The 25,234-nt window shown below is 67.9% G+C and carries 20 protein-coding genes; 9 read left to right on the forward strand and 11 right to left on the reverse strand.

From position 1 onward, the window contains the following. Nucleotides 1-4 precede the first annotated feature (4 nt). The 5 genes from ROJ8625_RS00870 (at nt 5) to ROJ8625_RS00890 (ending at nt 5,201) form a co-directional block, all read left to right on the forward strand. A complete protein-coding gene (locus tag ROJ8625_RS00870) occupies nt 5-988 on the forward strand; it encodes a TRAP transporter substrate-binding protein (RefSeq protein ID WP_085789965.1) in 984 nt (327 codons plus the stop codon). 63 nt (nt 989-1,051) lie between these two features. Continuing rightward, nucleotides 1,052-1,567 (forward strand): TRAP transporter small permease, encoded by a 516-nt coding sequence (locus tag ROJ8625_RS00875; protein ID WP_085789966.1) that lies wholly within the window; start codon nt 1,052-1,054, stop codon nt 1,565-1,567. A 6-nt stretch (nt 1,568-1,573) separates the two neighbouring features. Next, on the forward strand, nt 1,574-2,851 hold the full coding sequence (locus tag ROJ8625_RS00880; RefSeq protein ID WP_085789967.1) for a TRAP transporter large permease: 1,278 nt from the start codon (nt 1,574-1,576) through the stop codon (nt 2,849-2,851). A gap of 18 nt (nt 2,852-2,869) precedes the next feature. Next, on the forward strand, nt 2,870-3,664 hold the full coding sequence (locus tag ROJ8625_RS00885) for an NAD-dependent epimerase/dehydratase family protein (RefSeq protein WP_085789968.1): 795 nt from the start codon (nt 2,870-2,872) through the stop codon (nt 3,662-3,664). A 16-nt stretch (nt 3,665-3,680) separates the two neighbouring features. After that, nucleotides 3,681-5,201, forward strand: a complete 1,521-nt coding sequence (locus ROJ8625_RS00890; RefSeq protein ID WP_085789969.1) for an aldehyde dehydrogenase (NADP(+)) — start codon at nt 3,681-3,683, stop codon at nt 5,199-5,201. 141 nt (nt 5,202-5,342) lie between these two features. Here the strand turns inward: ROJ8625_RS00890 and ROJ8625_RS00895 are convergent, their stop codons facing one another. The 8 genes from ROJ8625_RS00895 to ROJ8625_RS00930 form a co-directional block, all read right to left on the reverse strand. After that, on the reverse strand, nt 5,343-7,655 hold the full coding sequence (locus ROJ8625_RS00895; protein ID WP_085789970.1) for an AAA family ATPase: 2,313 nt from the start codon (nt 7,653-7,655) through the stop codon (nt 5,343-5,345). A gap of 157 nt (nt 7,656-7,812) precedes the next feature. Next, a complete protein-coding gene (locus ROJ8625_RS00900) occupies nt 7,813-8,106 on the reverse strand; it encodes an anti-sigma factor family protein (protein WP_085789971.1) in 294 nt (97 codons plus the stop codon). 199 nt (nt 8,107-8,305) lie between these two features. Continuing rightward, nucleotides 8,306-9,724, reverse strand: coding sequence for a dynamin family protein (locus tag ROJ8625_RS00905; RefSeq protein ID WP_234984123.1), 1,419 nt, complete (start codon nt 9,722-9,724; stop codon nt 8,306-8,308). A 406-nt stretch (nt 9,725-10,130) separates the two neighbouring features. Then, complete coding sequence (locus ROJ8625_RS00910) at nt 10,131-10,457, reverse strand: hypothetical protein (protein WP_085789972.1); 327 nt, start codon at nt 10,455-10,457, stop codon at nt 10,131-10,133. A 539-nt stretch (nt 10,458-10,996) separates the two neighbouring features. Then, nucleotides 10,997-12,019, reverse strand: a complete 1,023-nt coding sequence (locus ROJ8625_RS00915; protein ID WP_085789973.1) for a glycosyltransferase family 4 protein — start codon at nt 12,017-12,019, stop codon at nt 10,997-10,999. Nucleotides 12,020-12,037: 18 nt separating this feature from the next. Continuing rightward, nucleotides 12,038-13,015, reverse strand: a complete 978-nt coding sequence (locus tag ROJ8625_RS00920) for a glycosyltransferase family 2 protein (RefSeq protein WP_085789974.1) — start codon at nt 13,013-13,015, stop codon at nt 12,038-12,040. 12 nt (nt 13,016-13,027) lie between these two features. Continuing rightward, entirely contained in the window at nt 13,028-13,942 is a 915-nt protein-coding gene (locus ROJ8625_RS00925; RefSeq protein WP_085789975.1) for a glycosyltransferase family 2 protein, read from the reverse strand. A gap of 1 nt (nt 13,943) precedes the next feature. Beyond that, a complete protein-coding gene (locus ROJ8625_RS00930) occupies nt 13,944-15,182 on the reverse strand; it encodes an oligosaccharide flippase family protein (RefSeq protein WP_085789976.1) in 1,239 nt (412 codons plus the stop codon). 261 nt (nt 15,183-15,443) lie between these two features. Between ROJ8625_RS00930 and ROJ8625_RS00935 the strand changes: the two genes are divergently transcribed. Further along, a complete protein-coding gene (locus ROJ8625_RS00935) occupies nt 15,444-16,619 on the forward strand; it encodes a polysaccharide biosynthesis/export family protein (RefSeq protein WP_234984124.1) in 1,176 nt (391 codons plus the stop codon). Here ROJ8625_RS00935 and ROJ8625_RS00940 read toward each other — a convergent pair. The 3 genes from ROJ8625_RS00940 to ROJ8625_RS00950 all read right to left on the reverse strand — a co-directional run bounded on the left by ROJ8625_RS00940 (nt 16,581) and on the right by ROJ8625_RS00950 (nt 21,255). Continuing rightward, the gene (locus ROJ8625_RS00940; protein WP_085789978.1) at nt 16,581-19,184 is read right to left on the reverse strand and encodes a hybrid sensor histidine kinase/response regulator; all 2,604 of its coding nucleotides are present in this window, start codon (nt 19,182-19,184) and stop codon (nt 16,581-16,583) included. The two genes, ROJ8625_RS00935 and ROJ8625_RS00940, sit on opposite strands and share 39 nt — an antisense overlap. A gap of 14 nt (nt 19,185-19,198) precedes the next feature. Further along, nucleotides 19,199-19,717: a putative pterin-binding protein gene (locus ROJ8625_RS00945; protein WP_085789979.1), complete on the reverse strand. Its 519-nt coding sequence runs from the start codon at nt 19,715-19,717 to the stop codon at nt 19,199-19,201. Between the two features lie 122 nt (nt 19,718-19,839). Continuing rightward, nucleotides 19,840-21,255, reverse strand: a complete 1,416-nt coding sequence (locus ROJ8625_RS00950; RefSeq protein WP_085789980.1) for a WecB/TagA/CpsF family glycosyltransferase — start codon at nt 21,253-21,255, stop codon at nt 19,840-19,842. A 369-nt stretch (nt 21,256-21,624) separates the two neighbouring features. Here ROJ8625_RS00950 and ROJ8625_RS00955 point away from each other — a divergent pair, with 369 nt between their 5' ends. The 3 genes from ROJ8625_RS00955 (at nt 21,625) to ROJ8625_RS00965 (ending at nt 25,228) form a co-directional block, all read left to right on the forward strand. Next, nucleotides 21,625-22,236, forward strand: coding sequence for a response regulator transcription factor (locus tag ROJ8625_RS00955; protein ID WP_085789981.1), 612 nt, complete (start codon nt 21,625-21,627; stop codon nt 22,234-22,236). Between the two features lie 110 nt (nt 22,237-22,346). Next, entirely contained in the window at nt 22,347-23,831 is a 1,485-nt protein-coding gene (locus ROJ8625_RS00960; protein ID WP_085789982.1) for a GumC family protein, read from the forward strand. Further along, nucleotides 23,828-25,228, forward strand: coding sequence for an O-antigen ligase domain-containing protein (locus tag ROJ8625_RS00965; RefSeq protein ID WP_234984125.1), 1,401 nt, complete (start codon nt 23,828-23,830; stop codon nt 25,226-25,228). Before ROJ8625_RS00960 ends, ROJ8625_RS00965 begins: the two co-directional genes overlap by 4 nt. Nucleotides 25,229-25,234: the final 6 nt, after the last annotated feature.

The following is a 25,234-nucleotide window of genomic DNA, read 5'->3' on the forward strand; positions in this document are numbered from 1 at the left end:
CGACATGACCAAGACCATCACGACCACAGCCCTTGCCGCGCTGATCGCCGGCGCAACGGCTCTGCCCAGCGCGGCCGAGGAATGGCGCGGCTGGAACATCCACCCCGAGGACTACCCCAACGGCGTTGCCCTCGAGAGCTTCGCAGAGATGGTGGCGGAGCGGACCGAGGGCCGGATCGAGCCGCAGGTCTACCACAACGGCGTGCTCGGCGCGCAGCCGGACGCGATCGAGCAACTGCGCAACGGCGGGCTCGACTTCGCCAACTTCAACATGGGCCCGATGGGACAGATCGTGTCGGCCACGAACGTGCTGTCCCTGCCCTTCCTCTTCACCGACCTCGACAACATGCACGAGGTGATGGACGGCGAGATCGGCGACCGTTTCGCCGACGCTCTGGCCGAGGAAGGCATCATCGCGCTGTCCTGGTTCGACAGCGGCGCGCGCAGCTTCTACAACACCGAGCGCGCGATCAACACGCCCGCGGATCTCGACGGTCTGAAGTTCCGCGTCATGAACAACGATCTCTACGTGCAGATGGTCGATCAGCTTGGCGGCAATGCAACCCCGATGGCGTATTCCGAGGTCTACCAGTCGCTCAGCACTGGCGTCATCGACGGGGCCGAGAACAACTGGCCGTCCTTTGACACGTCCAACCACTTCGAGGTGGCCGGCTTCTACTCGAACACAAACCACCTGATCCTGCCCGAGTGCATCTGCATCTCGGCCGACACATGGGAAAGCGTGTCCGACGAGGACAAGGAGATCGTGCGCGAGGCCGCCGTCGCCGCGGCCGAAGAGCAGCGCGAGCTCTGGGCGGACAGTTCGGAGGAAAGCCGCCAGAAGGTGATGGATGCCGGCGTTCAGGTGAACGATGTCGAAGACCCCGCCGCATTCCAGGAGGCGATGCAGCCGATCTACGACCAGTTCATCGAGAACAACCCCGATCTCGAGAGCTTTATCAACGACATCCGGGCCACTCAGAGCTGACCCGACGACCGGGCGGCCCTCGGGCCGCCCGGACCGCACCGGCCCCCTGCAGAAAGCGCCGCCATGCTGATCGCCGATGAACGCCAGACCCGGGACCCCGCCTACCGCGTCCTCCACGGGATCGCGACGGTGTGCATGGGGATCGCCGGCGTGCAGCTTGTGGTCCTGATCGGGATCTTCGGCTGGCTGGTTTACGGACGCTACGTGGTCAACGACACGCCGACATGGGTGGAGCAGCTCGCGCTCGTTCTCGTGGTGTGGATCACGTTTCTCGGGGGTGCCGTCGGCGTCTGGACGAAGTCGCACCTCTCGGTCGATTTCATACGCGAGGCGATGCCGCCGATCCTTTCGGTGCCGCTTCGGTTCTCGGCGCTCTTCGGTGTCCTGGCATTCTCTGTCGCGCTTGCGGTCTATGGCGGGCAGCTGTCGCTCGACACCTGGGGCCGACAGATCCCGATGCTGGGCGTGCCCGAGGGCGTGCGCGCCCTGCCGATGGCGATCTGCGGCGTGTTGTCGAGCCTTTTCACCCTCTATCACCTGGTCGAGCATGCGCGCGGCCGCGATCCCCTTCTGGACTGAACACACATGGGCCTCGCACTTCTCTTCGGCCTCTTCGCGGTCGGTCTCATCTGCGGCATGCCGGTGGCCTTCGCGCTCGGGCTCGCCACGGTGGTCGGCTTTCTCTACGAGGGCCTGCCGCTCTTCATCGGCTTCCAGCGCGTCCTGTCCGGCATATCGGTCTTCTCGCTCCTTGCGATCCCGTTCTTCATCTTCGCCGGCGAACTGATGATGCAAGGCGGCATCGCCGCGCGCCTGGTCCGCCTTGCCGCATCGGCCGTGGGATTCATGCGCGGCGGGCTCGGCGTCGTGAACGTCGCCTCCTCGATGCTCTTCGGCGGTATCTCGGGCTCCGCTGTCGCGGATACCTCCGCGCTCGGCTCGATCCTCGTGCCGGTGATGAAGGAAAAGGGATACGACGCCGATTACGCGGTCAACGTCACCGTCACATCGTCCGTCGCGGGCGTGGTGATCCCCCCGTCGCACAACATGATCCTGTTCGCCGTCGCTGCCGGGGGCGTGTCGGTGTCGAATCTCTTCATCGCCGGTATCCTGCCGGGCATCCTGATGTGCCTCATCCTCGGGCTCGTCGCGTGGATCATCGCGGTGCGTCGCGGCTACCCCGGCGAACCCTTTCCGGGCTTCCGCCAGCTGGGTATCCGCTTCCTGGTCGCGATCCCCGGCCTGATGACCGCGGTCATCATCGTCGGCGGCGTCCTGTCGGGGGTGATGACGGTGACGGAATCCGGCGCGTTCGGGGCGATCTGGGCGATCCTGGTGACGACGCTCGTCTACCGGGAGCTGACCTGGGACCGTTTCGTCGCCGCCGTCGTCGCGGCGGTGCGCACCACGGCTCTGGTGATGTTCCTCGTCGCGACAGCTTCGGCATTCGCCTATCTTCTGGCGCTCTACCGGGTGCCGGACCTCCTGGCCATGTCGGTGACGCTGATCTCCGAGAACCCGATCATCATCCTGCTGCTGCTGAACATCACCCTACTGGTGCTGGGGATGGTCATGGACATGGCTGCGCTCATCCTGATCTGCACGCCGATCTTCCTGCCGGTCGTGACCGACCTCGGCATGGATCCCCTGCAGTTCGGCGTGATCCTGATGATGAACCTGGGGCTCGGCCTGTGCACGCCGCCGGTGGGGGCCTGCCTCTTTGTCGGGTGCGTCGTGGGCGGCATCCGGATCGAGCAGGCGGTCCGCACGATCCTGCCGTTCTACGCGGCGATCGTCGCGGCGCTGCTGCTCGTCACCTACGTGCCGTTCTTTTCGATGTACCTGCCCAGCCTCATAGACTGAACCATTCGGGAGCCTGACATGAAACGACTTCTCATCACCGGAGCAGCCGGAGGGCTGGGGCGGATGATGCGGTCACGACTGTCGCACATGGCCGACACCATCCGCCTGTCGGACGTGTCCGACATGGAGCCGGCGGGTGACGGCGAGGAGGTCGTGCAGTGCGATCTCGCCGACGAGGCGGCTGTGCATGACCTCGTGAAGGATTGCGACGGCATCGTGCATTTCGGCGGCGTATCGGTCGAGCAGCCGTTCGACCCGATCTGCGCGGCCAATATCCGCGGCGTCTACAACATCTACGAGGCCGCGCGCGCTCACGGGATGCCGCGCATCCTCTTCGCGTCGTCGAACCACACGATCGGCTACTACACGCAGGACCAGCACCTCGGCGTCGACGACCCGATGAAGCCGGACGGGCTTTATGGCGTGTCGAAGTGCTTCGGCGAGGCGATGGCCTCCATGTATCACTCGAAGTTCGGGCAGGAGACCGCGATCGTGCGGATCGGCTCGTGCTTCCCCGAGCCCAAGAACCACCGGATGCTCGCCACGTGGTTCAGCCCCGACGATTTCGTGGCGCTGATCGAGTGCGTGTTCCGCGCTTCGCGGATCGGCTGTCCGATCGTATGGGGCGTTTCGGACAACGAAGAGCAATGGTGGGACAATTCCGCCGCGCGCTTCCTCGGCTGGCGCCCGAAGGACAGCTCCGCACGCTTCCGCGACAAGGTCGATGCCGAACACAAGCGTCCGCCGGCGGACGATCCGAACGCCGTGTACCAAGGCGGCGCCTTTACTGCGGAACCCATTCACCGCGACTGACCTCGCAGGAGACTTCATGACCTACCACCCCCACGGCAAGCATCTGATCGCCGGCGAGCGCGTCGGGTCGGACCGCACCTTCTCATCGGAGCCGGCCCACGGCGAGGCGCATGCCTTTAGCGTCGGCTCGCCCGAGATGGTCGATCGCGCCTGCGAGGCCGCGGAGGCGGCGTTCGACGCCTTCGCCGCGACCACCCGCGAGGCGCGCGCCGAATTCCTCGACACCATCGCCGCCGAGCTCGAGGCGCGGGTCGACGACATCACCGCGACGGCCATGTCCGAGACCGGGCTTCCGGAGCCGCGGATCCGCTCGGTCGAGCTTCCACGCACGGCCAACCAGATGCGGCTCTTTGCGCGCCATATCCGTGACGGCGCCTATCTCGACCGCCGACACGACGCAGCCATGCCGGACCGAGAGCCGATGCCGCGCCCGGATCTGCGCATGATCGAACGACCGATCGGCCCCGTGGCGGTCTTCGGCGCGTCGAACTTCCCCCTCGCCTTCTCGACCGCGGGCGGGGACACGGCCGCGGCGCTCGCGGCGGGCTGTCCCGTCGTGGTCAAGGGCCACGGCGCGCATCCCGGCACCGGGGAGCTTGCGGCCGAAGCCATCGCGGCCGCCGTCGAGAAATGCGGGATGCCGTCGGGCACATTCAGCCTGATTCAGGGCGGCGACCGGTCTGTCGGTCAGCGGCTCGTGCAGCATCCGCTGATCAAGGCCGTCGGCTTTACCGGATCGCTCAAGGGCGGCCGCGCGCTGTTCGATCTCTGCGCGCAACGGCCCGAACCGATCCCCTTCTTCGGAGAGCTCGGCTCGGTCAATCCGATGTTCCTGCTTGAGCAGGCCGCCGCCGTGCGCGGGGCGGATATCGGAAAGGCTTGGGCCGGGTCGCTGACCATGGGCGCGGGGCAGTTCTGCACCAATCCAGGCATCGCGGTGGTCCTCGACGGCGCTGGCGCGGACGCGGTGCGAGACGCGGCCAAGGCAGCGCTCGAGGAGATGGGCCCCCAGACCATGCTGACGAACGGCATCGCCTCGGCCTACAAGGGCGGCGCCGCGGCAATGGCCGATCAGGCCGGCGTCACCGCAATCGTCACCACCGAGCCGGCCGAGCGCGCGGCAACGCCGTTCCTCTTCGAGACGGACGCGCAGACGTGGCTCGGGAACGAGGCCCTCGGCGAAGAGGTCTTCGGCCCGCTCGGGCTCATCGTGCGCTGCCGCGACACGACCGAGATGGAAATGGTCGCCCGGACGCTGAAAGGCCAATTGACCGTCACGCTGCACATGGATGACGGCGATGCCGATGCTGCGCGCCGCCTCCTGCCGATTGTGGAGCGCAAGGCTGGCCGGATCCTCGCCAACGGCTTTCCGACAGGCGTCGAGGTGGCCGACGCGATGGTTCATGGCGGTCCGTACCCGGCCGCCACGAATTTCGGCCACACCTCCGTCGGCACACTGGCGATCCGCCGCTTTCTGCGACCGGTGTGCTTCCAGAACATGCCCGAGAGCGTTCTGCCGGACGACCTGACGACCTGACGACCTGACGCCGCGCGGGCGTCTGCACCACCGACACACAAAGGGCGCCCGGCCGATGCGGGCGCCCTTTCAATTGGTTTCATCGGCATCGCCGGAGAATTGAATGCGCCTCCGGGCGCTTCTCCACGGTGCCGAAGGCGTCTACGCGGCGACCGCACCGTTCGGTTCCAGCACGCGCGACAAGAGCCGTTCCCAGGTGTCGAGCGCGCCAGCCGGGAGCGCGCTCGGCGTCAGGTCGAGCAACCGCGCCTTGGCCCGCATGGCGAGATCGCGGCGCCAGTCGCCGGAGAGCGTGATCCCTTCCTGTGCCGCCCAGCGCTCGACCTGCAGGACGAGCGGCATGTCGTGACGCACCACGTCGGCAAAGAGACGGTCCGGTCTGCGCTCGATCCGATCGACCAGCGGCGCCAGGAACTCCGCGCCCAGAAGATCCTCGACCTGTGCCCCGCGCACGCCGATCACCTCGTCGAGCATCACCATGCGGTCCGATGCGATACCCTCGGCCCGGTGCTGGCTGGTCCCACCCGGCACAGCCGCGCGGCCGGCGGCGATCGTCGGCGGTGTCTGCGTCGCATCGCCGGCGATCATCCGCACCATCGTCTGCATGATCTCCGGGCCGGCCGCGGGCGTGAAGATCACGTCCCTTGCCGGTCGCAGCCGCCCCTCCCGAACAAGGATCGTCTTGATCGCGGAGAGGTAGATCTGCTCGGTCGTGCTGGCGACGAGGACCGGCGCGGAACCCAGCAACATGGCGTCCGCCACCGAAATGCTCAGCGCAGCCCGCACCGCGAAAGCGGCTCCACGCTTCGTGTCTGTGCCCTCGTCACGGCCCAGATCGGCGCTCACCCGCGTCGAGCCGTCGCGATCGACAAAGACCTTGCGCGCGCGTTCGAGCCGGTCGGCGCCCACGAGAAAGGGTGAATGCGTGGTGTAAAGGATCTGGTTGTTCGCCGCGAGACCTTCGAAGAAAAGCGAGAGATCCCGCTGCGCCAGCGGATGCAGCGAATGGCCCGGTTCGTCGAGCAGCAGAACCGCGTTGCGGTGCGCGCCCCGGCTCTCGTGAAGAAACACCAGGAAGAAGCTCAGGAACCACTGCAAGCCCGTCGAACGGTTCTCCAGCTCAACTTCCTGAGGGCGTCGCGCGTCTGCCACCCAGATCCGGAAGTGATTGCCGTCCGCCTCGAAGCGGAATCGATAGTCGCCCTGCTTCCACCATTCGCCGAAATGCTCTGTGAGCTTCGTGCTCGCGGATTGCAGCAAGATGGAGCGGGTGCGCTTCGCTTCGGCGATGCGGGCCAGCATCGCCGCGTCTGGCGCGGGCTCGGGCTGGCGCGCACGGTCGAGCCACTTGCGCATCCTGCCCGCCTGACCGTCGCGGGCAGCCGCCTCGGCCTCGGCCTCCTCGTGAATGTCGCGGAAGTCGCGTCCGAGTTGAAGGATCTCAGACGCTTCGAGGCCGACGAACCCGAAGAGAACGCGCAGGGTCCGCGCCTTGGCGGCCTCCTTCGCCCCGAGATCCGATCGCTCCATGTTCTCGACGACATGCGGCAGGTAGATCTCGGAGTCGAGGTTGCCGTAGTTCGAGTAGTAGACGAAGACCGGCATGCGCGAGAGGACAAGCTCGCGCACGGCGTCGATCTGGCCCGGGTCGGGCGCCAGGATGCGCGCCATGCGCCCCCCGAGACATTTGCGCAGGGCTTCGAGTTCCTGGGCCAGTTCCGATACGCCTTCAGGCGTCTCGCCCGCGTCCGCGGCTCCGGCCTCCGCCGTGGTCTCTGTCGGCTCCTCTTTCGGCTCCTCGGCGACCAGCGCTCCGACGCGGTTGCGCAGGCGGATCAGGTCGTTGGCCGTAAGCGGCTCCACGCCGGACAGTTCGTCGCGCACGGCCTCCAGTGTCGCCGTTGCCTCGGACAGCCGATCGACGTCGGCATCGCCCAGCACGGACAGCCGCTCGAGTGCGCCATTCACGTCCTCCCGGACTTCGGCGCGGTCGTCGGTCTTGCGGGGCCGATGCAACGGGAAGCTGACGAGATAGCTTCCGTCGAAGCCACGGCTGACCGCGACAACCTCGGCCGCCTCCTTGTCGATCCGTGCCAGCGCTGCAATCTCTTCGGCAGCCGCGCCGGTCTCGAATTCGGCGGTGATGAAGTGGAAGGCCTCGGGCGCCTTGCGGATCGTTCCGAACAGCGCCTTCGGGAAGTCGGAGATCGGATCGATCGCGCCGTCGCCGGCGGGATTGAGCTTCCAAAGCGGCAGGAGAAGGTTGGTCTTGCCGGACTCGTTCACGCCGATCAGGGCGGTGACGTCATCAAGATCGAGAAACCCGGAGTCGACCACCGACCGGAAATTCGTCACGCGGTACCGGCGCAATCTGAATTCGGACCGGTCCCGACGGTCCGCGCGCGTCGTCGCGTCCACCACTTCCGCCGGCGCGAATGTCTTGACCTGATGCATGTTGCTTCCCCCTCCCGAACAATTCTGACAGCGCCACCACCCTCGACCGACACGGCCGGATCGCGTTGGCTCCGGTCATCGGCGGGTGTCAGTGTGAAAACGCCTCATCTGCGGTTTTCATCCCGTCCTCGACGGGAGCGCGGTCACAACGGTTTGGTCAGGTCGGCCAAAGGGCCGGTCCTTCTCGTTCGGCGCCGCCCGTCATCGCCATCCGCCGCGACAGGGCCTGGACGAGCGTCGCCTGCAGGCGCGCCGTTTGGCGGCTGGCCGCGGACGCGACGTCGATGGCGTCCATTGCCCGCGACAGTGTCTCCTTCTGGCGCCAGATCGCGTCGAAAACGGCGCGCATCCGGTCGTCGCGTTCAAGCCGGGCCTCCAGCTCGCACGCCTCTTCCGGCCCCAGTTCCCCGTCGATATAGAAATCGATCTCGCACAGATGGGTCAGCGTCATCGATATCTCCTCACATGACCGCTGCGATGTCTCTTTGTGCCGGCCCAGCACGACGCGGCCGGGCCCGTTCGACCACTTCGCGTGCCGCGCGGGGCCGGGACGAGCTGCAAGACCCGCCACGCATCGGCGGCGCGGATGGAAGGACAAACGCGCGACGGCGCGCCTTCATCCGTGCTGTGCCTGCGAATGCGGCACCGTCTCAAACCGCTCTGCGGCGCGGAACGAGAACGTCAGCGCGGTCGGCGGGGGCGACGCGCACCTCGGCCACGCGTGGCTGGGGCGACGGGCCGCGCGCCTCGGCGCTGCCAAACCGGCCGTAGAGCTCGCTGCGCAGCTGTGGAATCTCCTCCTCGATCAGCTCGTTGAGCTTGATGCGGTCGGACCGGCTCAGCCGCGTGAAGCTCTGGAGGCCACATTTCTGCGCCACCTCGCGCGCATGGGGATGCACTTGCGACCAGAGCGCGCGCAGGTCCATGTCGCGGTCCCGCATGAGCAGTTCACGCTCGTAGATCCGCTCGAACACGTCGTCGAAACGGGCCACGAGACGCTTCCTTTCGCGGGGCAGGATCCCCAGTTCCACGACGAGCGTCAGGATCATGATGACCGCAAGAACCCCGGGCAGCGCGATCAGCATGCCGGTCGCGACAGAGGCGGCCGATGCGGCGACGAGAATGCCGAGCAAAGCGCATCGCCACTGCGTTCGGATCCGCCTGAACTTGCGCGCCGCGCCGTCGATGACGAAGGCGTGCAGGCGCAGCCGCTCGGTAAAGGTCTGCATCTGCGTGATCAGGTTGTCGAGTCGGCGCGTCGGTGCGCTTCGGAGCTCTTCGACGAGGCCCCTGCGCGCCTCGTCGAAATCGTCCACCGGAAGCTTCGAGGCCGGTTTCCCCGCGATCGGAACGAACGTGTTGTATATGAGCGGAAGATCCTTGCGCAACGTGACCTTGCCGAGGTTCCAGCACAGCGCGCCGTAGGCACGGGCGAAATCGTGCAGGTTCTGGAACTGATCCATCTTGTTCATGACGATCAGAAGCTTGTGGTCGATACCGCTCAGCGCCTCCTTGAAGACCTGGAGGGTCTCACCGGTCGTTCCGGGCTTGTCCGGATCGAAGAAGACGATCACGAGGTCCGCACGTTCCGCGAACCAGCGGACCGCGCCTGGAAAATCGTAGCCGCGCCCGCCCTCGGCCTTGGCCTCGTCGATCATGCCCGGGCTGTCGATCAGCGTGACCGTCCGCAGAAGATCGGCCTGCCGCTGCTTCAGACGGATGTGACTGACCAGCTGATCCCCGAAATGGCGAAGCCCCTCGTAGGGCAGATCGGGGTTGCTCACCACTGCGGGCCCATCGCGATCCGCGCGATCCGCTCCCCAGGTGATGATCGTGAAGCTGTCGTCGGTCGGCGCGACGCCCGTCTTCTGCACCTCTGACCCGAGGAGGTAATTGATGAAGGTCGACTTCCCCGACGAGTGATTGCCGAGCAGAAGAACCTGCGGCGGGCGGCGCAGTTCTCCGATGGTCGGAGGGCGCCGAAACATGAACTGCTGCGACAGCGGATCGAGCGGGTCGCCGTAATAGGCGCGGATCTTGTCGGCAAAATCGTCGGTGACATGCTGCACGAGGGTGACCTCTCTCTATATCGTTGGATTTGGGCCGCCACGTCGCAAGCGGTCAGCCGCTCCTGTCGCAACGGCCGCCTGCGTCCGCGAGGCGCGAGGGACACCCCGCCGACGCGCAGGTCGGCAGGGCGGAAGATCTCGGATGTGCCGCCCCCGGTTTGGCACCGTGACCACCGCCGCGGCCATACGTTGCGCTGTCGTCGGGGAGCGGCATGCCGTGGTGAAGGTGCCCACGTCCTCGGAGCAAAGGCGCCCGATAACGGTCACAGCTTCGGCAGCCGACGACGAACGCCGCTCGGATCAAGCGCAGAGCGTCGCGGGGCCTGAGCGAAGCGGCGAATGCGTCGCGAACGTTGTTCGATGAGGCACCAGCCGACGACTTCGCTCCGAAATCTCACACACCCGCTCAGGCCGCCGCCTGAGCGTCCGCTCTCGCCGTGGCCACCGTTTTTGGGGTCGTTGCGTCCTCCGGCGCTGTCTCCAGAAGTTCGACAACATCGCGGCCGATCCGGCGCTGCTCTTCGGCGCGCATCATGAGATCCGACACCGCCTCGAACAGCTCTTCCCGGCGCATGCCGATCAGATCGAGTTGCCGGTCGCACAGGCGATCCAGGCTCGCCATGATGGCCGCGATGTCGCCGCGAAACCGCCAGCTGTCGTAGCGCTCCCGCAGCGAGCGACGCGCGTCGCCGCTATCCACGGCAGCCGAGTGACCGAAAAATCGGGTGAACATGGGGTAGTCCTCCATTGTCGGAAAGAGTCGAGCCACCAACACGGTGACGGGTTCGCGGACCTGCGGAATCGCAGGCGTCGTGGGCCGAACCGGCAGGCAGCATTGGAACGCGACGATTGCCCGGACGTGAGCGTCGCGCGACCACGGATGAACACGAGAACAGCGCCGCAGCGCCGCCGCCGCAGTGGCGACGCGCCCGCGACCCGAGCCAGAGGTCCGGCACAAGGTCGTCCGCCGGCACGACGTCGCGGAACGTGTCCGCAGATTTGAGTGCTGTGGCCGTGGTCACGTCGCGTCTCGCTTCAATCGTATCGAAGCAAAGACGCGTGCCGGATGGTTTTCATCCGGCACGCGCGAGCAATTGGCGCGAAATAAAAGCTTCAACCGCAAGGGATGAATTCACGGCCCGGCGCGTAGCGCGTGCGTTCCCAACCGTCTTATCTCCCGGCGGAGGATCTCTCGACCGGGGCCTTTAGCCGAAGCAGAGCGTGCGCGCGGGCCCTTGCGAATTGCTCTAGTCGCACCGCGCGCGTCCGGTCTCAGGCGAGACCGACCTCCGCGCGCCCGGTGCGGCGGGCGACATCGGCTTCTGTCGCCCGATCCAGCAGGTCTGCCACCAGCCTCGCCCATCCATCGACGCAGGCCGCTTCGGCCGACATATCCGTCGCCGGCATCCGCATCCCTGCCCGCGCCCGCACGATGGCCGATGCCCATGCCTCGACCGTCATCTCCTCGACGGCGACTGCGCCGTTGGCGATGTGGTCCTTGAGTCCGTCGACGTTGGCGACGAGCAGCGGGCGGCGTGCAGCCATCGCTTCGAGCGCGATCAACCCGTAGGGCTCCCAGCGGGAGGGCATCGCCACGAGGTCGCAGCCGGACATCGCCATCGCGGGATCCGCCGCGAAGCCCGGTAACGAGATCCGTGGATCGCCCGCGGCGAGCGTCTCCAGTGCAGCGCGCTCCGGGCCATCACCGATGAGTTGCAGCCGGAGATCGGGATCGGAGACGGCCCGGAACGCACGGATCAGGAGGTCGAAACCCTTCTGCTGATCGAACCGGCCGATCGCGCCGATCGTCCGAACCGACCCGCCCGGCACCGGCAAAGCGCGAAACGCGTCGAGCGCGACGCAGGGTCGGATCATTTCGAGCACGGACGGCGCCACCAGCCCGCGGCGCACAAGCCAGTCGGCCTGTGCCGCACTCACAGCGACGACGCGGTCGAAGAGCGCATAGGCGCAGCGCAGGAGCGTCTGGAACCGACCTGGCGCCGTCACCCGCGCCGCGGCGAACCCGGCGCAATAGCTGTGCTCGACATGCACGAGCGGCGTGTTCGGGAACCGCGCCCGAAGCAGCATGAGCCCGGGCAGGCCCCGCCATGATACGGTAAGGTGCGACACGATCACGTCGGCCTCGATCGGCGCCGTGGCGGGGCGTGTGCGGGACACGGGCACCACGACATGCGTGGCCAGCCGCGCCATGGCGGCATCCGCGGCGATGAAATCGAGATACCGTGTGACGCCTCCGGGATTGGTGTCGTCGATAAGGTGAACGATGCGAAGCATGGCGGGTCTCCTCGAGGATCAGGCGCGGCGCGCGGCAAGTCGCCGGAGCGCGGTCAGCGGTTTCGGCCCGCAGGCCGTCAGGGCGACGGCGGCAGCGAGCGTGGTGATGGTTTTGGCGGGCTCTTCCCAGAGCGGACGGAACGATGCCGAAAGCGCGGCGCGGATCCGCGCGAGCGCTTCGGGACCGTTGCCCGAGACGACCGCGCGCCGTGCGAGATATCGCAGCTGGTAGGCACGAGCGGCGGGCGCGTGGCGGGCCATGAACTCCGGCGCGCACGGGCTCAGCTTGTCGACCATGCGCTCCCACGCCGCGAACTGCCGGACGGTGGCTGCCGACAATCCGCCGGCAACGATGCGATAGCGGGTCAGGAGGCCCGGCACGCCCTCGATCTGCCAGTCGGTCATCAGCGCGAAGCGCAGCCAGCACTCGATATCCTCGGACTGGCGGAAGGTCTCGTCGAACCACCAGTCGCGATGCGTCTCCCCAGCCGGCCGCCATGCAAGGTCGTCGAGCGCCGCGCGGCGCAGCACCGGTGCCGAGCCATTGCCGACCGGATTGCGGCAGAAGACATGCGCGGCGGTGATGCCGGTCAGCCGTGGACGCTGCGACAGGCCGGTCGGCCGGCCCCTCTCGTCGATCATTTCGGACCCGGAGAAGCTCAGCCCGACGCCGGGATTCGCATCGAGATGCGTCACGTGCGCCGCAAGCTTGGCCGGGCGCCACAGATCGTCGGCATCGCAGAACCCGATGTATTCGCCGCGCGCCGCGGCGATCCCGCTGTTGCGCGCGCCGGCGAGGCCGCGGTTCGGCTGCTGCACGATCCGGATCCGCGGATCTCCGAGGCTGCGCGCGATGGCGACTGTCCGGTCGGTCGATCCGTCATCGACCACTATGATCTCGAAGTCGGTGAAGGTCTGCGCACGAAGACTGTCGAGCGTCTCTGCGATGGTGTCGGCCACGTTGTAGGCCGGAACGATGATACTGGTTTTGGGCATGTCGGGGAGCTTTCAGCTGGCAAATAGCGCGCGGCGCAGCCGGGCGGGCATTAGGGGCGAAAGAAGCGCGCCGAGCGCGGTCAGCCCGCCCCGGCGCAGGTCGGACAGGAAGCCCGCCGGGCTGGTGGCGAGTCCCGCGGCGGCAAGGCGCAGGGCTTCGGCGCCGGGCGCGCCGACGCGCAGCGCCCGACGCGCCAGGTAGCGCAGGTGGATCGCCTCCGACCGCGCGTCGGCAACGAAGCCGTGGCGCGCCGCGGTCGCGATCGCCCGATCCCGCCCGGCCCGCATCGCGGCGAGATCCGAGGACAGCCCGGATACGCTCGTGCGGTAGCGCACCAGCGTCCGGTCGAGCCCGATCACGCGAGAGCCCTGACCCACGAGGCGAATGAGCCATTCGAGATCCTCGTTGTGGACCATGCCGGTGTCGAAACCGCCGGTCGCGACGAACGCGGCGCGCCGCACCACGAGGTTGGACATCGTACAGACCGGGTTTTCCCCGAGGAGCGTCGGAACGGACAGGTCGCCAGACGGGACCGTGGACAGCTTGCTCGTCCGCGCTCCGTCGAGGAAGGCAATCCGCGCAAAAACCGCGTCGACGGCGGGATCCGCGAGCGCGGCAAGGCAGAGTCGAAGTTTGTCGGGCGCCCAAAGGTCGTCAGCATCGCAGAAGCCGATCACCGACCCACGCGCCTCTGCCACCCCGAGATTGCGCGCGCGGCTCGGGCCCTTTCCGGTGTTCGCTATGACGCGTATGCGGGCATCGGCGCGCGCCGCGTGCGCGAGCATCTCCGGTGTCGCGTCGGTCGAGCCGTCGTCGACGCACAGCATCTCCCAGTCGGTGACGCTCTGCGCGCGGAGGCTGGCAAGGGTTTCGGCCAGCGTGTCAGCGGCGTTGAAACAGGGAACGACGATCGAAACGGTCGGCATGTCAGGCCCTTTCGGCGTGAGAGATGGCGGAGACGGGGCGCAGCGTCGCGAGGGCTGCGCCGATCTGCGTGACCGTGGCGACCAGCAGGTAGCCCCAGGCGATGGCGGTCAGTCCCTCGCGCGCCAAAATCGCGGTCGTGCAGATCAGTGCGGCGGTAACCCCCAGCGTGACGGCGAACTCGACATGCGCCCTGTCGTCCGCGCGCAGCCATTGCGCCGTTCCGGTCCAGATCACGCCGGGGATCGCTGCGAGGCAGAGGATGGACACGACATCGGCGATGCCCGCCCAATTCGATCCGAAAAGTACCGGCACGTAGTAGGGCGCGGCCAGCGCCTGCGCGACCACAAGGCAAGAGATCAGGGCGGTGCTGAGCCCGAGCGCGCCGCGCAGGGCTGCGCGGCGGTCCGTCGCCGAGCAGAGATGCGGAAAGAGCGCGACCGAAAGAGCCTGCGCGAACGAGTTGGCGAGGCCGAGCCCGGCGTTGAACGCCATGAAGTAGAGGCCCAGCGCCTCGACCCCGAGAAGAGCTCCGATCACCAGCTTGTCGGCCTGCACGCGCAGCGCCTTGACCACCTCGACGCCCAGAACTGCCCAGCCGAACCGCAGGAACGGCGCGAGCGGGGCCGGCGCGACCGAGCGGTCCGGCTGCCACGGCTGCAGACGGCGCATGGCGACCAGCCACAACGGTGCGGTCAGAAGGCGCGGCAGGATCAGAGCCAACGGCCCGGGCACGATGACCGCGAGGCCCGCGGAGAGGACATTCGCCCCCACGACCTGGCCCGCCGCGATCGCAGCTGTCTGGCGCAGCTTGCCCGCCCGCATCGCCAACCCGCAATGCACGAGGCCCGCCGGCATGAACAGGTACTCGCCGGCAAGGATCGCCACCAGCCAGAACAGCCGGACATCGTCGCTCAGCTGCCAGATCGCCGCTCCGATGACGAGCTGGAGCGCGAAGAGCGACAGGCACCAGGCCCAGACGATGCGGCGGGCCGTTCGGCAGGTGGCGGCAAGGTCGGACACGTCCGCGCGGATGATGCGCTGGCCGACGCCGTTCTCCGTCAACGCCTTCAGGATGTCGGCCGCGGCCAGTGCCGTCGCCGCAATTCCGATCGCCGCGGCATCCATTGTTCGCGCGACGGCGACGACGACAAGAAGGCGCGACGCCTTCGCCGCGACCTCGGACAAGCAGTAAGCGACAAGGTTGCGGGCGAACGGCGCGAGGCCGGCACTGAGTTGCATTTTGACGTATCCGGTTCTGGCGGGCTCCGTGCCGGCCGAGATCGGAATAGCCTCAAGCGGTCTGAACTGTCGCGCGCACGGCGGGACAGTGCAGCGGCGCAACGGATTGCCTTTGTCACCATTCGGATAGGTCTGCGATCCCGAAGTTCGATGGACGACCTGCCCCGCCCGACCTTAGGGTTTTCTCAACCATAAAGAGAGCGTTGGAGCAGTTTCCGTATGTCTCGTCGAAGACCCTCCGCGGCGGTCAGTGGCTTGGCCATGCTCGCCCTCGCCGGCTGTGCCGGGGGGCAGCCGGCCGCCAACCTCGAGCCCGTTTCCGTAGGACGCGCCTACCAGGCGCAGTATCGCGCCTTCGCACGCGACACCGATGGGACGCTGCAGTCCGAGGCCATGAACGCCGCCCGCTGCCGGCCCTTCGCGGGCGGCGCTGGCAGCGCCGGCGGCAAGATCGGGCGCGTGCTGCCGGCCTCGTTGCGCGGCGAGCTTCTGTCGCGCGGCGACCTTCTCGATCTGCGGATCGCCGAGGATGAAACGTTCAGCGGCCAGTTCGTCGTGTCCCGCGACGGCACGCTCAAGGTGCCGTTCCTCGCCCCGATCGCCGCGCAGGGGCGCAGTCCGGGCAGCGTGGCCGCCGAGATCGAAAATGCGCTCGTCGCCGGCGGCTATTACGACGCGCGCCCCGATGTCTCGCTGCTGATGATGGATTTTGCGGCCGCCCGCGTCGCGGTGAGCGGCGCGGTCTTCGAACCGAGACCGGTGGATATCGGCGGCGTTGCGGGCGACAACGTGGACGACCGTCGGCAGGCCGCGCTCGGGGACTCGACCGAGGGGCGCAACGTGTCCGTCGCGCTTAGCAGCGCGGGCGGCGTGCGGCCCGATGCCGACCTGTCGGCCGTCCAGATCATCCGCGGCGGCACGATCTATACGGTCGACCTGCGCGGCGCCATCGACGGCCGGGAATTCGACGACGTGATGCTTCTGACCGGAGACCAGGTGGTCGTGCCATCGCGCGACTGCTTTCAGGACGACCTGATGAAGCCGAGCCCGATCAGCCCGCCGGGCATCTCGCTCTATCTTTCGAACCTCACGCAACCGGCCACCGGCAACGCGCCGTCGGCCATCGGGCAGACGGTGCGCGAGGTGCCCTACGGCACCCGGTTCATGCAGGCGGTGATCGATGCGAACTGCGTCGGCGGCGCGCGCGCGACGAGCGCCGACCGCTCTGCGGCGCTCTTCACTCGCAACCCCGACAGCGGGGTGTCCGCCGTGATCGAGCGTCCGGTCGAGGACATGCGCCAGCGCGCGGATCGCGACGACTACGACCCCTACCTGCTGCCTGGGGACGCGATCGCCTGCTACGACAGCGGCGTCACCAATATCGGCGAGGTCGGGCGCCTAATCGGACTCGCCACCGCCTTCACCGTGTTCCGCTGAGGCACGTCCCGCCCGGTCGACCAGTGCCGCGCGCGAGCGCCGCCAGAGCGGGCCGAGCGCAATAAGATCGTCGGCCGAGACGGCACCCGTCCTGGCCGCCGTTTCGATCCGCCCCAGCGCCGAACGCATCGCGGCCAGCCCCAAAGTCGCGCAAGAGCCCGCACAGCGATGCGCGCGCGGTCCGAGGTCGGGCTTGCCGGGGCGCTCTGCGGCCAACGCGGCGATCGCCGCATCGAGTTCGTCGACGAACCGATCGATCAGCTCTGCCATGTGTGCCGGCCCGATCGTCGCCCTGAGCGAGTCGAATTGCGCTTCGTCGAGGAGCGGCACCGAGTCGGGCGAAGGAGCCGGTTCGATCCCGTGCCCGCCGCGCGCGAGGTCGCGCAGCGTGCTGGCCAGAAGCGCACGATCGACGGGTTTGGAGATGCAGCCGTCCATTCCGGCGGCACGAAACTTGGCGATCTCGTCGGGCAGGGCGTGGGCGGTGACGGCGATGATCGGCGTGGTTGCCGAAGGGCCGGCGCCGGCGCGGATGGCACGCGCGGCGTCCTGTCCGTCCATGACCGGCATCGAGATATCCATCAGGATGGCGTCGAAATGACGGGCTTCGGCCCACTCGACGCCGGCACGGCCGTTGACGGCCTCCGTCACCACGTGGCCTTCGGCCTCGAGCATTTCCCGCGCGACGAAGCGATTGATCTCGTTGTCTTCCACCAGGAGGACCGAGAGGCCCGGCGGCGTCTCCGACGGCTCTCCGGCAGTGGCGTCGCGCGCAGGGATCGGCGTCGGGCGATCCTCGACCGGGTCGAGCGGGATGCGGATCCAGAAAAGGCTGCCTTCGCCCAGCTCGCTTTCGACGCCGATCTCGCCACCCATGAGGCCCACGAGGCGCCGCGCGATCCCGAGGCCGAGTCCCGTGCCGCCGGTTTGCCGCGAATACGACGAGTCGAGCGTTTCGAAATCGTTGAAGATACGGTCGAGATTGCCGTCGGCGATGCCGACCCCGCTGTCGATGACCCGGAACTCGATACTGTTGTCGCCATCGCCTATCTGCTCGACCTCGATGTCGATGGTGCCGCCGCGCGTGAACTTGACGGCGTTGCCGACGAGATTGAGCAGCACCTGACGCAGCAGGCGGGAATCCCCGAGAACCGCCCGGCCTGGCGGGCCGACCCACTGCCAGCTCAACGCGTTTCCGTTGCTGGCGGCGAGGCTCGCCGTGGTCTCGATCACGCCGTCCAGCAAACGCTGGATCTCGAACGGGCGACGCTCTGCCGTCAGCTTGCCCGCCTCGAACTTCGACAGGTCGAGTACGTCGTTCACGAGGCCCAGCAGAAGCCGCCCCGAGCTGACCATGCGATCCAGCAGCTCGGTCTGCCGTTCGGTCAGGTCATGATCGCGCATCAGCTGCATCGTCCCGAGAAGGCCGTTCAGCGGCGTCCGCATTTCATGGCTCATCACCGCAAGGAACTCGGCCTTCGCTTTCTCGCCCGCAAGCGCCTTGTCCCGCGCCTCGGTCAACCCTTCCTCGGCGGCCTTTCGGCGCGAGATATCGCGGACGAAGGCGACGTAGACGACCTCGCTCTCGTCCTCGGCACGGTCGATCGACATCTCGGCGGGAAACCTGCGCCCGTCGCGGGTGACCGCGACGCTCTCGAACACCCGCCGGTCGGCTCGAGGCCGCCGCCCCTCGGCGACAGCGGCCATCGCATCGTCGCGCAGGATCGGCTGAATGTCAGCGGGAAAGAGCGTCTCGAGCGCGGAGCGCCCGATCAGTTCGCTCTTGGGATAGCCGAAGGTGCAGACCGCGGCGCCGTTCACGTCGACGATGCGACCGGTCTTGTCGCTCACCACAATCGCATCGACCGAGGTTTCGACGATCGTCTGCATCCGGGCCCCGGTCTGGCGAAGATCGCGGGCGCGCAACTCGGACAAGCGGTAAAGACGTCGAAACGACAGCGCGAGCAGCGACAACCCCGCCAGGAGCAGCGCCAGAACCGCGGCCATGACAAGAAGCGTGGTCGTCACCTCGTCGCGCCGCGCGTCCGACAACTCGGCGAAGCTGGTCAGCCCGGCCAACGACAATTCCCGCACGTCGTCCGTCAGGGCGCCAACCTCGCGCGCCAGATCGGGAAGCGCCGCGCGCAGATCCTCCGGCGGTCCGTCGATCAACGGCACCGTCGCGTCGAGGAAGTCGCGCACGTTCGCCCGAGGCGCGTCGTAGTCCGGGTTCTCGCGCATGTCGCGGAACACCTCGCCGCGCTCGAGGGTCGACATGCGACTGTAGAAGATGTCGAACCGGCGGCGCACCACCGGCAGCAGCGACGGATCCCGCTCGGCCTCCAGAAGGGCGACCTCGAGCTGAAGGAACTCCACGTCGACCTGCGCGAGGCTCCATTGCAGGTTGTCGGAGTTGGCCGTGCTGAGATCGTCGATCTCGCGCAGAACGAGCCAGCCCATCCCGGCGACGGTCGAGAAGCAGAAGACGAGCAGAGTGACCACGACCGACAGACGCGACCAAAGCGTGCGCCGCGGTGCGATTTCCTGGGCCGTGGTCGTACTCATGGGATGCGAAGGTCCTACTCGGCGACGACAATCCGGTCGAGTTGCCAGATGCTGCGCGAATAGACCACCTCGGTTTGATATTCGGTGTTGTCGTCGAAGGGATAAACCACCCAGAGCGGCCCCTTGTCGCGCACCGACATCGGCGATCCGTTGTTCAGGTAGGCGATGATCGGACCGCCTTCGACCCAGTCGTCGCGCGGGATCTCGACCGCGTAGTCGTTGATCGCGGTCGCGCTCAGGACGTCGCCTTCGGCACCGACCGCCTCCATCAACGTGACCAGGGGGACGCCGGTGAACGTCTGCTCGCCCTCGGTCCAGATCGTCGTCGTGCGGATCGTCACGGGTCCGAGCGCTTCGAGCATGTCGAGATCGAAGGCCGCCGCATCGCCTTCGTTGGTGGTCTCGATGGCACCGGTCACCGTCAGGATGACCTCGCCTTCCGGCTCGGGCAGCGCCTGGGCGGCGGCTGGCACCGGGCCGAGGGCACAGGTCAGGACCAGGGACGTCAGAGCAAGACGAGTGAGAGATGTCATGGCGATACTCCGAAAAGCGTGTGCGGGGCTTATGCCACAACCCGGCTTGAACGGTCATCGGGACATCGGCAGAGCCCACCTATCCGAAGGGATAGGTGGGCGACCACGCGATCAAGCGCGGCTCAGTAGGCGCCGCGGCCGCCAAGGACGGCACGGAACGTCATCGCGATCAGGATGAGGTCCAGCAGGACCGAGCGTGACTGTGCGTAGGCCAGGTCGACGTCGATCATCTTGTCGAACCCGATCTCCGCCCGGCCGGAGACCTGCCAGATGCCGGTGAGGCCGGGCTTGACCGCCAGCCGCCCGAGCGCGCGCGCCGGGTAGGCCGCGACCTCTTCGGGCAGAGCGGGCCGTGGCCCGACGACCGACATCTCGCCGCGCAGCACATTGATGATCTGCGGAAGCTCGTCGATCGAGAACCGGCGCAGGATGCGCCCGACCCGCGTGACCCGTGGATCGTTGCGCGACTTGAAGCAGACGCCGGCCCGGTCGGCTTGCGCGAGCAGCGCCGCGCGACGCGCCTCGGCATCGACGTGCATGGAGCGGAACTTCAGCATGGTAAACGGCGCGCCGTCCTTGCCCACCCGCACCTGCCGAAAGAACACTGGCCCGCGGCTGTCGATCTTGATCGCGGCGAGGAGGAGCAGGAGCAGCGGCGCCAGCGCCAACAGCGCCGTCCCGGCCAGCGCGATGTCGAGCGTCCGGCGAACTGCCGCGACACGGTCGATCCGGCCTGCCGCGTGACGCGCAGCGCGCGCGAGGAATGTCGCGTTGCCGACAAGGTAGCGGCCCGCCATCCGGCGCGGCTCCATCGCAAGGCGCCAGATCCATTCACAGCGTGCCTTCCGGATCGCGACAGGCGCGCGCCGCACCCGGCCGGCAAGAAAGTCGAAAAGCGCGCCGACGCCCAGAGTGACCCTCGCATCGAGGAGACGGGCATATTGCGCCAGCCAGACATCCTGCGCCGGCACCCCCATCGCCACCAGCACGATGTCGGGGCGCGCCGCGTTGATCGCGGCGATCGCCGCCGGGGCGCTTGCCACGCCATCGAAGCCGTCGCGCGTGCCGACCACGCGCAAGCCGGGGAACCCGAGGCAGAGGGTGCGCGCGGCTGCCTCGGCCACGCCGGGTCGTCCACCGAGAAGAAACACGCTCTGACCGCAGCGGGCCGCCTCCGCCAGAAGGGCCGGCACGAAATCGGTGCCGTTCAGGTTCTCTGCGAAACGTGTGCCGCACATCCGCGCGGCCAGCTCCACACCGATGCCGTCCGGCAGGACCATATCGGCCGAGTGAAGCGCATCGGCGTATCGCGCGTCGCGTGCCATGATGTTCCCGCAATGGGCATTCAGGAAGGCGACGCGGCTGCGCCATCCAGGCGCGAGAAGAGCGTCGATCACGGCGCCACGGTGGGCGTCGACCACGTCGAGGCCGAACAGGCTGACATGCGCCAGATCAGCGTCAGGCGCCGGGGGCTGGGCGGCCGGAACGGCCGAAAGCGCCGAGGTGGCAAAACTGCGGGCAGGGCTGGCGAAGGTCATGGAAACGATCCCGTTCGATTGCGTTTCCAGTGACTTGCGGCGAACGCGCCTTTCCTCTCAAGCGCGCGTCGGGCGAGGCTGCGCCTCCGCCGGGACAGCGGGCCAGCGCGTTCAGGCAGCGCGGCGCGCCGTGGGGAGTGGCGCCGGACCGTAGGCATCAGACCCGCTATCCGATCGGATAGCATGGTTAACCGTCAGCGCCCTGTTCATGCGTGGTTAACGGTGCAAAAGACACGTCGCGGGCCTGTGACCCTCACCCGCCGTAGTTGTGTCTTGTTCAGGAGTTAGGCGATGGATATCGAGTTCGGAACCACGGCGAGCCAGCCGCCCCGCGCGGTCCGGCCGACGCTCTCGAAGAGGCCTTTGGACATGCGGATCCTGATCGCCGACGACCACGACCTGCTGCGGGAAACGCTCGACATGTTCCTGACCAGCGAGGGCGGGATCGAAACCGAGACGGCCGCCGACTACACCGAGGCCGAACGGCTCGTATCGGAAAGTGCCTTCGACCTGGTGCTGCTCGATTTCTCCATGCCCGGGATGCAGGGGCTCGACGGGCTCGCGCGCATGATGGCGATGCCGGGCGACCACCGCGTCGCGATCATATCCGGCACGGCGGATCAGGACGTGGCGCAGCAGACCCTGGCGTCCGGCGCCGCGGGCTTCCTGCCGAAAACGCTTTCGGCGAAGTCGCTGATCAACGCCGTGCGGTTCATGGCGATGGGCGAGCAATACGCCCCGCTCGAGTTCCTGCGCGCGCCCACGCCGGTCGCCCAGCATCCTCTCGCGGAGAAACTCTCGCAGCGCGAGTTCGAGGTGCTGCGCGGTCTGACCGAGGGCAAGTCGAACAAGGAAATCGCCCGCGATCTCGATATCCGCGAACCGACGGTCAAGCTTCACATGAAGACGCTCTACCGCAAGATCGGCGTGTCGAACCGGACCCAGGCGGCGATGATCGCGCGGGACGAGGGCCTGTTCTGACCTATCCCTCCGGATAGTTCGCGCTATCCCGCGGCTCCGGCCGCTATCCCGCCCCGCACGCGCATCGACGATCCGATCGGGCTAGAGCGACAGGCAAGGAGACTTGCCAGATGCCCAGCCCCCGTTCGATCCCGTTTCGCCTTCCCCTGCTCGTACGGCTGCCCTTTCGGCAGCTGTCGCTGACCCGCGTGCTGCGTGGCGGGCGCCCGCGCGATCTCGGACGCTTGCCGCGCTATGTCGGGCTCTTCGCCCTCGGCGCCGCATGCATCTGGGGACCGATCACCAGCTACCTGCAGACCGCGCCGCTGCGGTTCACCTCCAGCACGTCGCTGATCCTTCCCGGCTCCGGCGCCTCGGCCTCGGTCAACCTCGACCGGATCGGTCAGGCCTCGTCCTTTGCAAACTCGCCGTTCGCCAGCAACGCGGTGAGCCCGACCGAGACCTACAAGCGGCTTCTCGGCGCAGGACGCATCGTCGATGCCGCCGCCGAAACCGTCGGACTGCGCGCGCGCGATTTCGGCCAGCCGCGGGTCGAGCTCGTGGACCAGACCGGCCTGATCCACGTGTCGGTGACCGGGGCGTCCGCGGAGGATGCTCGGGCACGCGGCGCGGCTCTGCTCGACGCGTTCTTCACCGAAATCGACGCCCTGCGCACCGACGAGGTCACACTGCGCGAGGACAGCGGCCGCGACGCGATAGAGGAATACCGCCAGTCCGTTCTCGCGACGCGGGACGAGATTTCGCGCCTTCAGCGCGAGACCGGGCTCATCTCGGCCGGGCAATACACGGATCTCGTCGCCGAAACCGAGATCCTGGCCCAGCGCGTGCGCGACCTCACCGCGACTCTGGACGAAAAGACGGAATCCGTGGCTGCGCTCGAACGCGCGCTCGGGTCGGACGCGACGCTGGCCGCGGCCGCGCTGCGCCTGCATGCCGATACCGAGTTCGCGGCGCTCAACGAGGAGCGGTCCGTGCAGGCGGCGGCGCTGTCGCAGGCGGAGGGCCGCTACGGCGCGAACCACCCCGAGGTTCGCGCGGCGCGGGCCGGTCACGAGGCCGCCCGAACGCAAGCGCTCGCGCGGGCAGAAGCCCTGACCGGTCTGCCGCACAACGCGCTCGACGCGCTCGACCTCAGCCATGTCGGCAGCCGCGCGGATCTCCTGAGCGATCTGGTGTCGCTCGAGGCCGAACGCGCTGGCCTGTCCGCCGAGTTGGCCGCGCTGTCGGCCCGGCTGGAGACGGCCGAGGCGCGCAAGATCGATCTGATCGAACCGGCGGCGCGGCTCGAGGATCTGCAGCGCGACTTCTCGGTCGCCGAGGCGGTGTTCGCCTCGGCGATGGCCCGGACGCAGACCAGCAAGACCGATCTCTACGCCTCCTACCCGCTCGTGCAGGTGCTCGAGGATCCCTCGCTCCCGACCGAGCCCTCGTCGCCGAAGAGAAAGCTCGCGCTCGCGGCCGGCGTCGCCGCGACGCTGTTTCTGTTGATGGGCCTCTTCCTCGGCTGGCTGCGCCGCCCGCTGATCAACCGCCTGCTGGCAGAGCCCGGCGCACCGCACGGCGCGTCCGCTCCCGGACTGGTGCCCGCCGAATGACACCCGCAAGCGACATCCGGCCCGAGAACCCGGCAGAGGCGCTGGTGTTCCGGACCCTGCGCTGGACCTGGCCGTTCTACTTCGTCGGCGCGCTCTACGTGGTCGGGCCGGTCCTCGCCTGGGTGCTCGGCGGACTGGCGGTGCTCTCGCTCTACCTCGGGCCCGCGATCCGTCCGGACCTGCGCGCCCGCGGACCGGTTCCGGATGTCGTCTGGATCTGGATACTCGGCATGGCGGTGATGCTCGTGGCGCTGTGGGCGGGGCATGTCGACTGGGGCCTCGGGCTCAAGCAGACGATCAAGTCCTCGATCGGCTGGGCCAAGGGGTGGGCGCTGCTGGCGCTCTTCCCGCTCGCCGGTGCCGTGCTGCCGGTCAGGCGCGAAATTCTCGTGCGCGGGCAATGCGTGATCGGACTGTGGACGCTCGCGTTGCTGCCGATCCTCGTTGCCGCGCCCTATGTCGGGCTGCCCGAGCGCATCTTCACCTCGCCGCTCAAGGCGATCGGCGGGCCCGGGCCGGAGTACTTCTCGGTCTTCCTGTTCACCTGGGATCCGGCGAGCTGGACGCCACGCTGGCAGTTCTATGCCCCATGGTCACCGTTCGCCGCACTGCTGGGCGTGCTGCAGGTCTGTTTCGCGCTGGAAGAGCGCAACATGCGCTGGCGGACCATCGGCATCGCTGCCGGCCTCGCCCTGATCCTGCTGTCGAAATCGCGCATGGGCCTCGTCGGACTCGTGGCCTGCACCGCCGGCCCTCGGCTGATGCCGCTCGTCCTGCGCGTTTGGGCGTGGCAGGCGCTTGCCGCGGTGACCGCCTCGCTGGCGATGTTCGGGCCCGCGCTCGTGCAGGCGCTGCGGGACGGTGTCGCGGCCTTCAAGGGTGCGCGGGCCGACAGCACGCGCGTCCGCGCGACGCTGCAGCGCATTGCCGGCGAACGCTGGGAGAACGAGGCGTTCTGGTTCGGTCACGGGACGGTCCACCCGGGCGCGCACGTTGTCGAATACATGCCCATCGGCAGCCATCACACATGGTGGGGCCTCTTGTTCGTGAAGGGTCTGGTGGGGCTCCTCGCCCTTCTGGTGCCGATGCTCTGGCAAACCGCCCTGGCCCTGTCCGACGCCGCACGCGGACCCAGAGGGCGGCTGCCGCTCAGCGTCATGATGACCCTCGTCCTGCTGTCGTTCGGCGAGAACATCGAGATCGAGGCCTACATGCTCTGGCCAGGCCTGATGGTGCTGGGACTCCATGCCGCCGAACTCGCGCAGCGACCGATCCATGGCTCGGACGGTCCGGACGCTCCTCGCGTCGAGGCCTGGCCGGTGCAGGAAACCGCGGACACGGAGTGCAGCAAGGGCTCGCTGCGGATCGCGGCCAAACCCGGGTGCCCGATACCTTGAACCCGC

This window comes from Roseivivax jejudonensis (assembly GCF_900172265.1).
Taxonomy (GTDB): Bacteria; Pseudomonadota; Alphaproteobacteria; order Rhodobacterales; family Rhodobacteraceae; genus Roseivivax; species Roseivivax jejudonensis.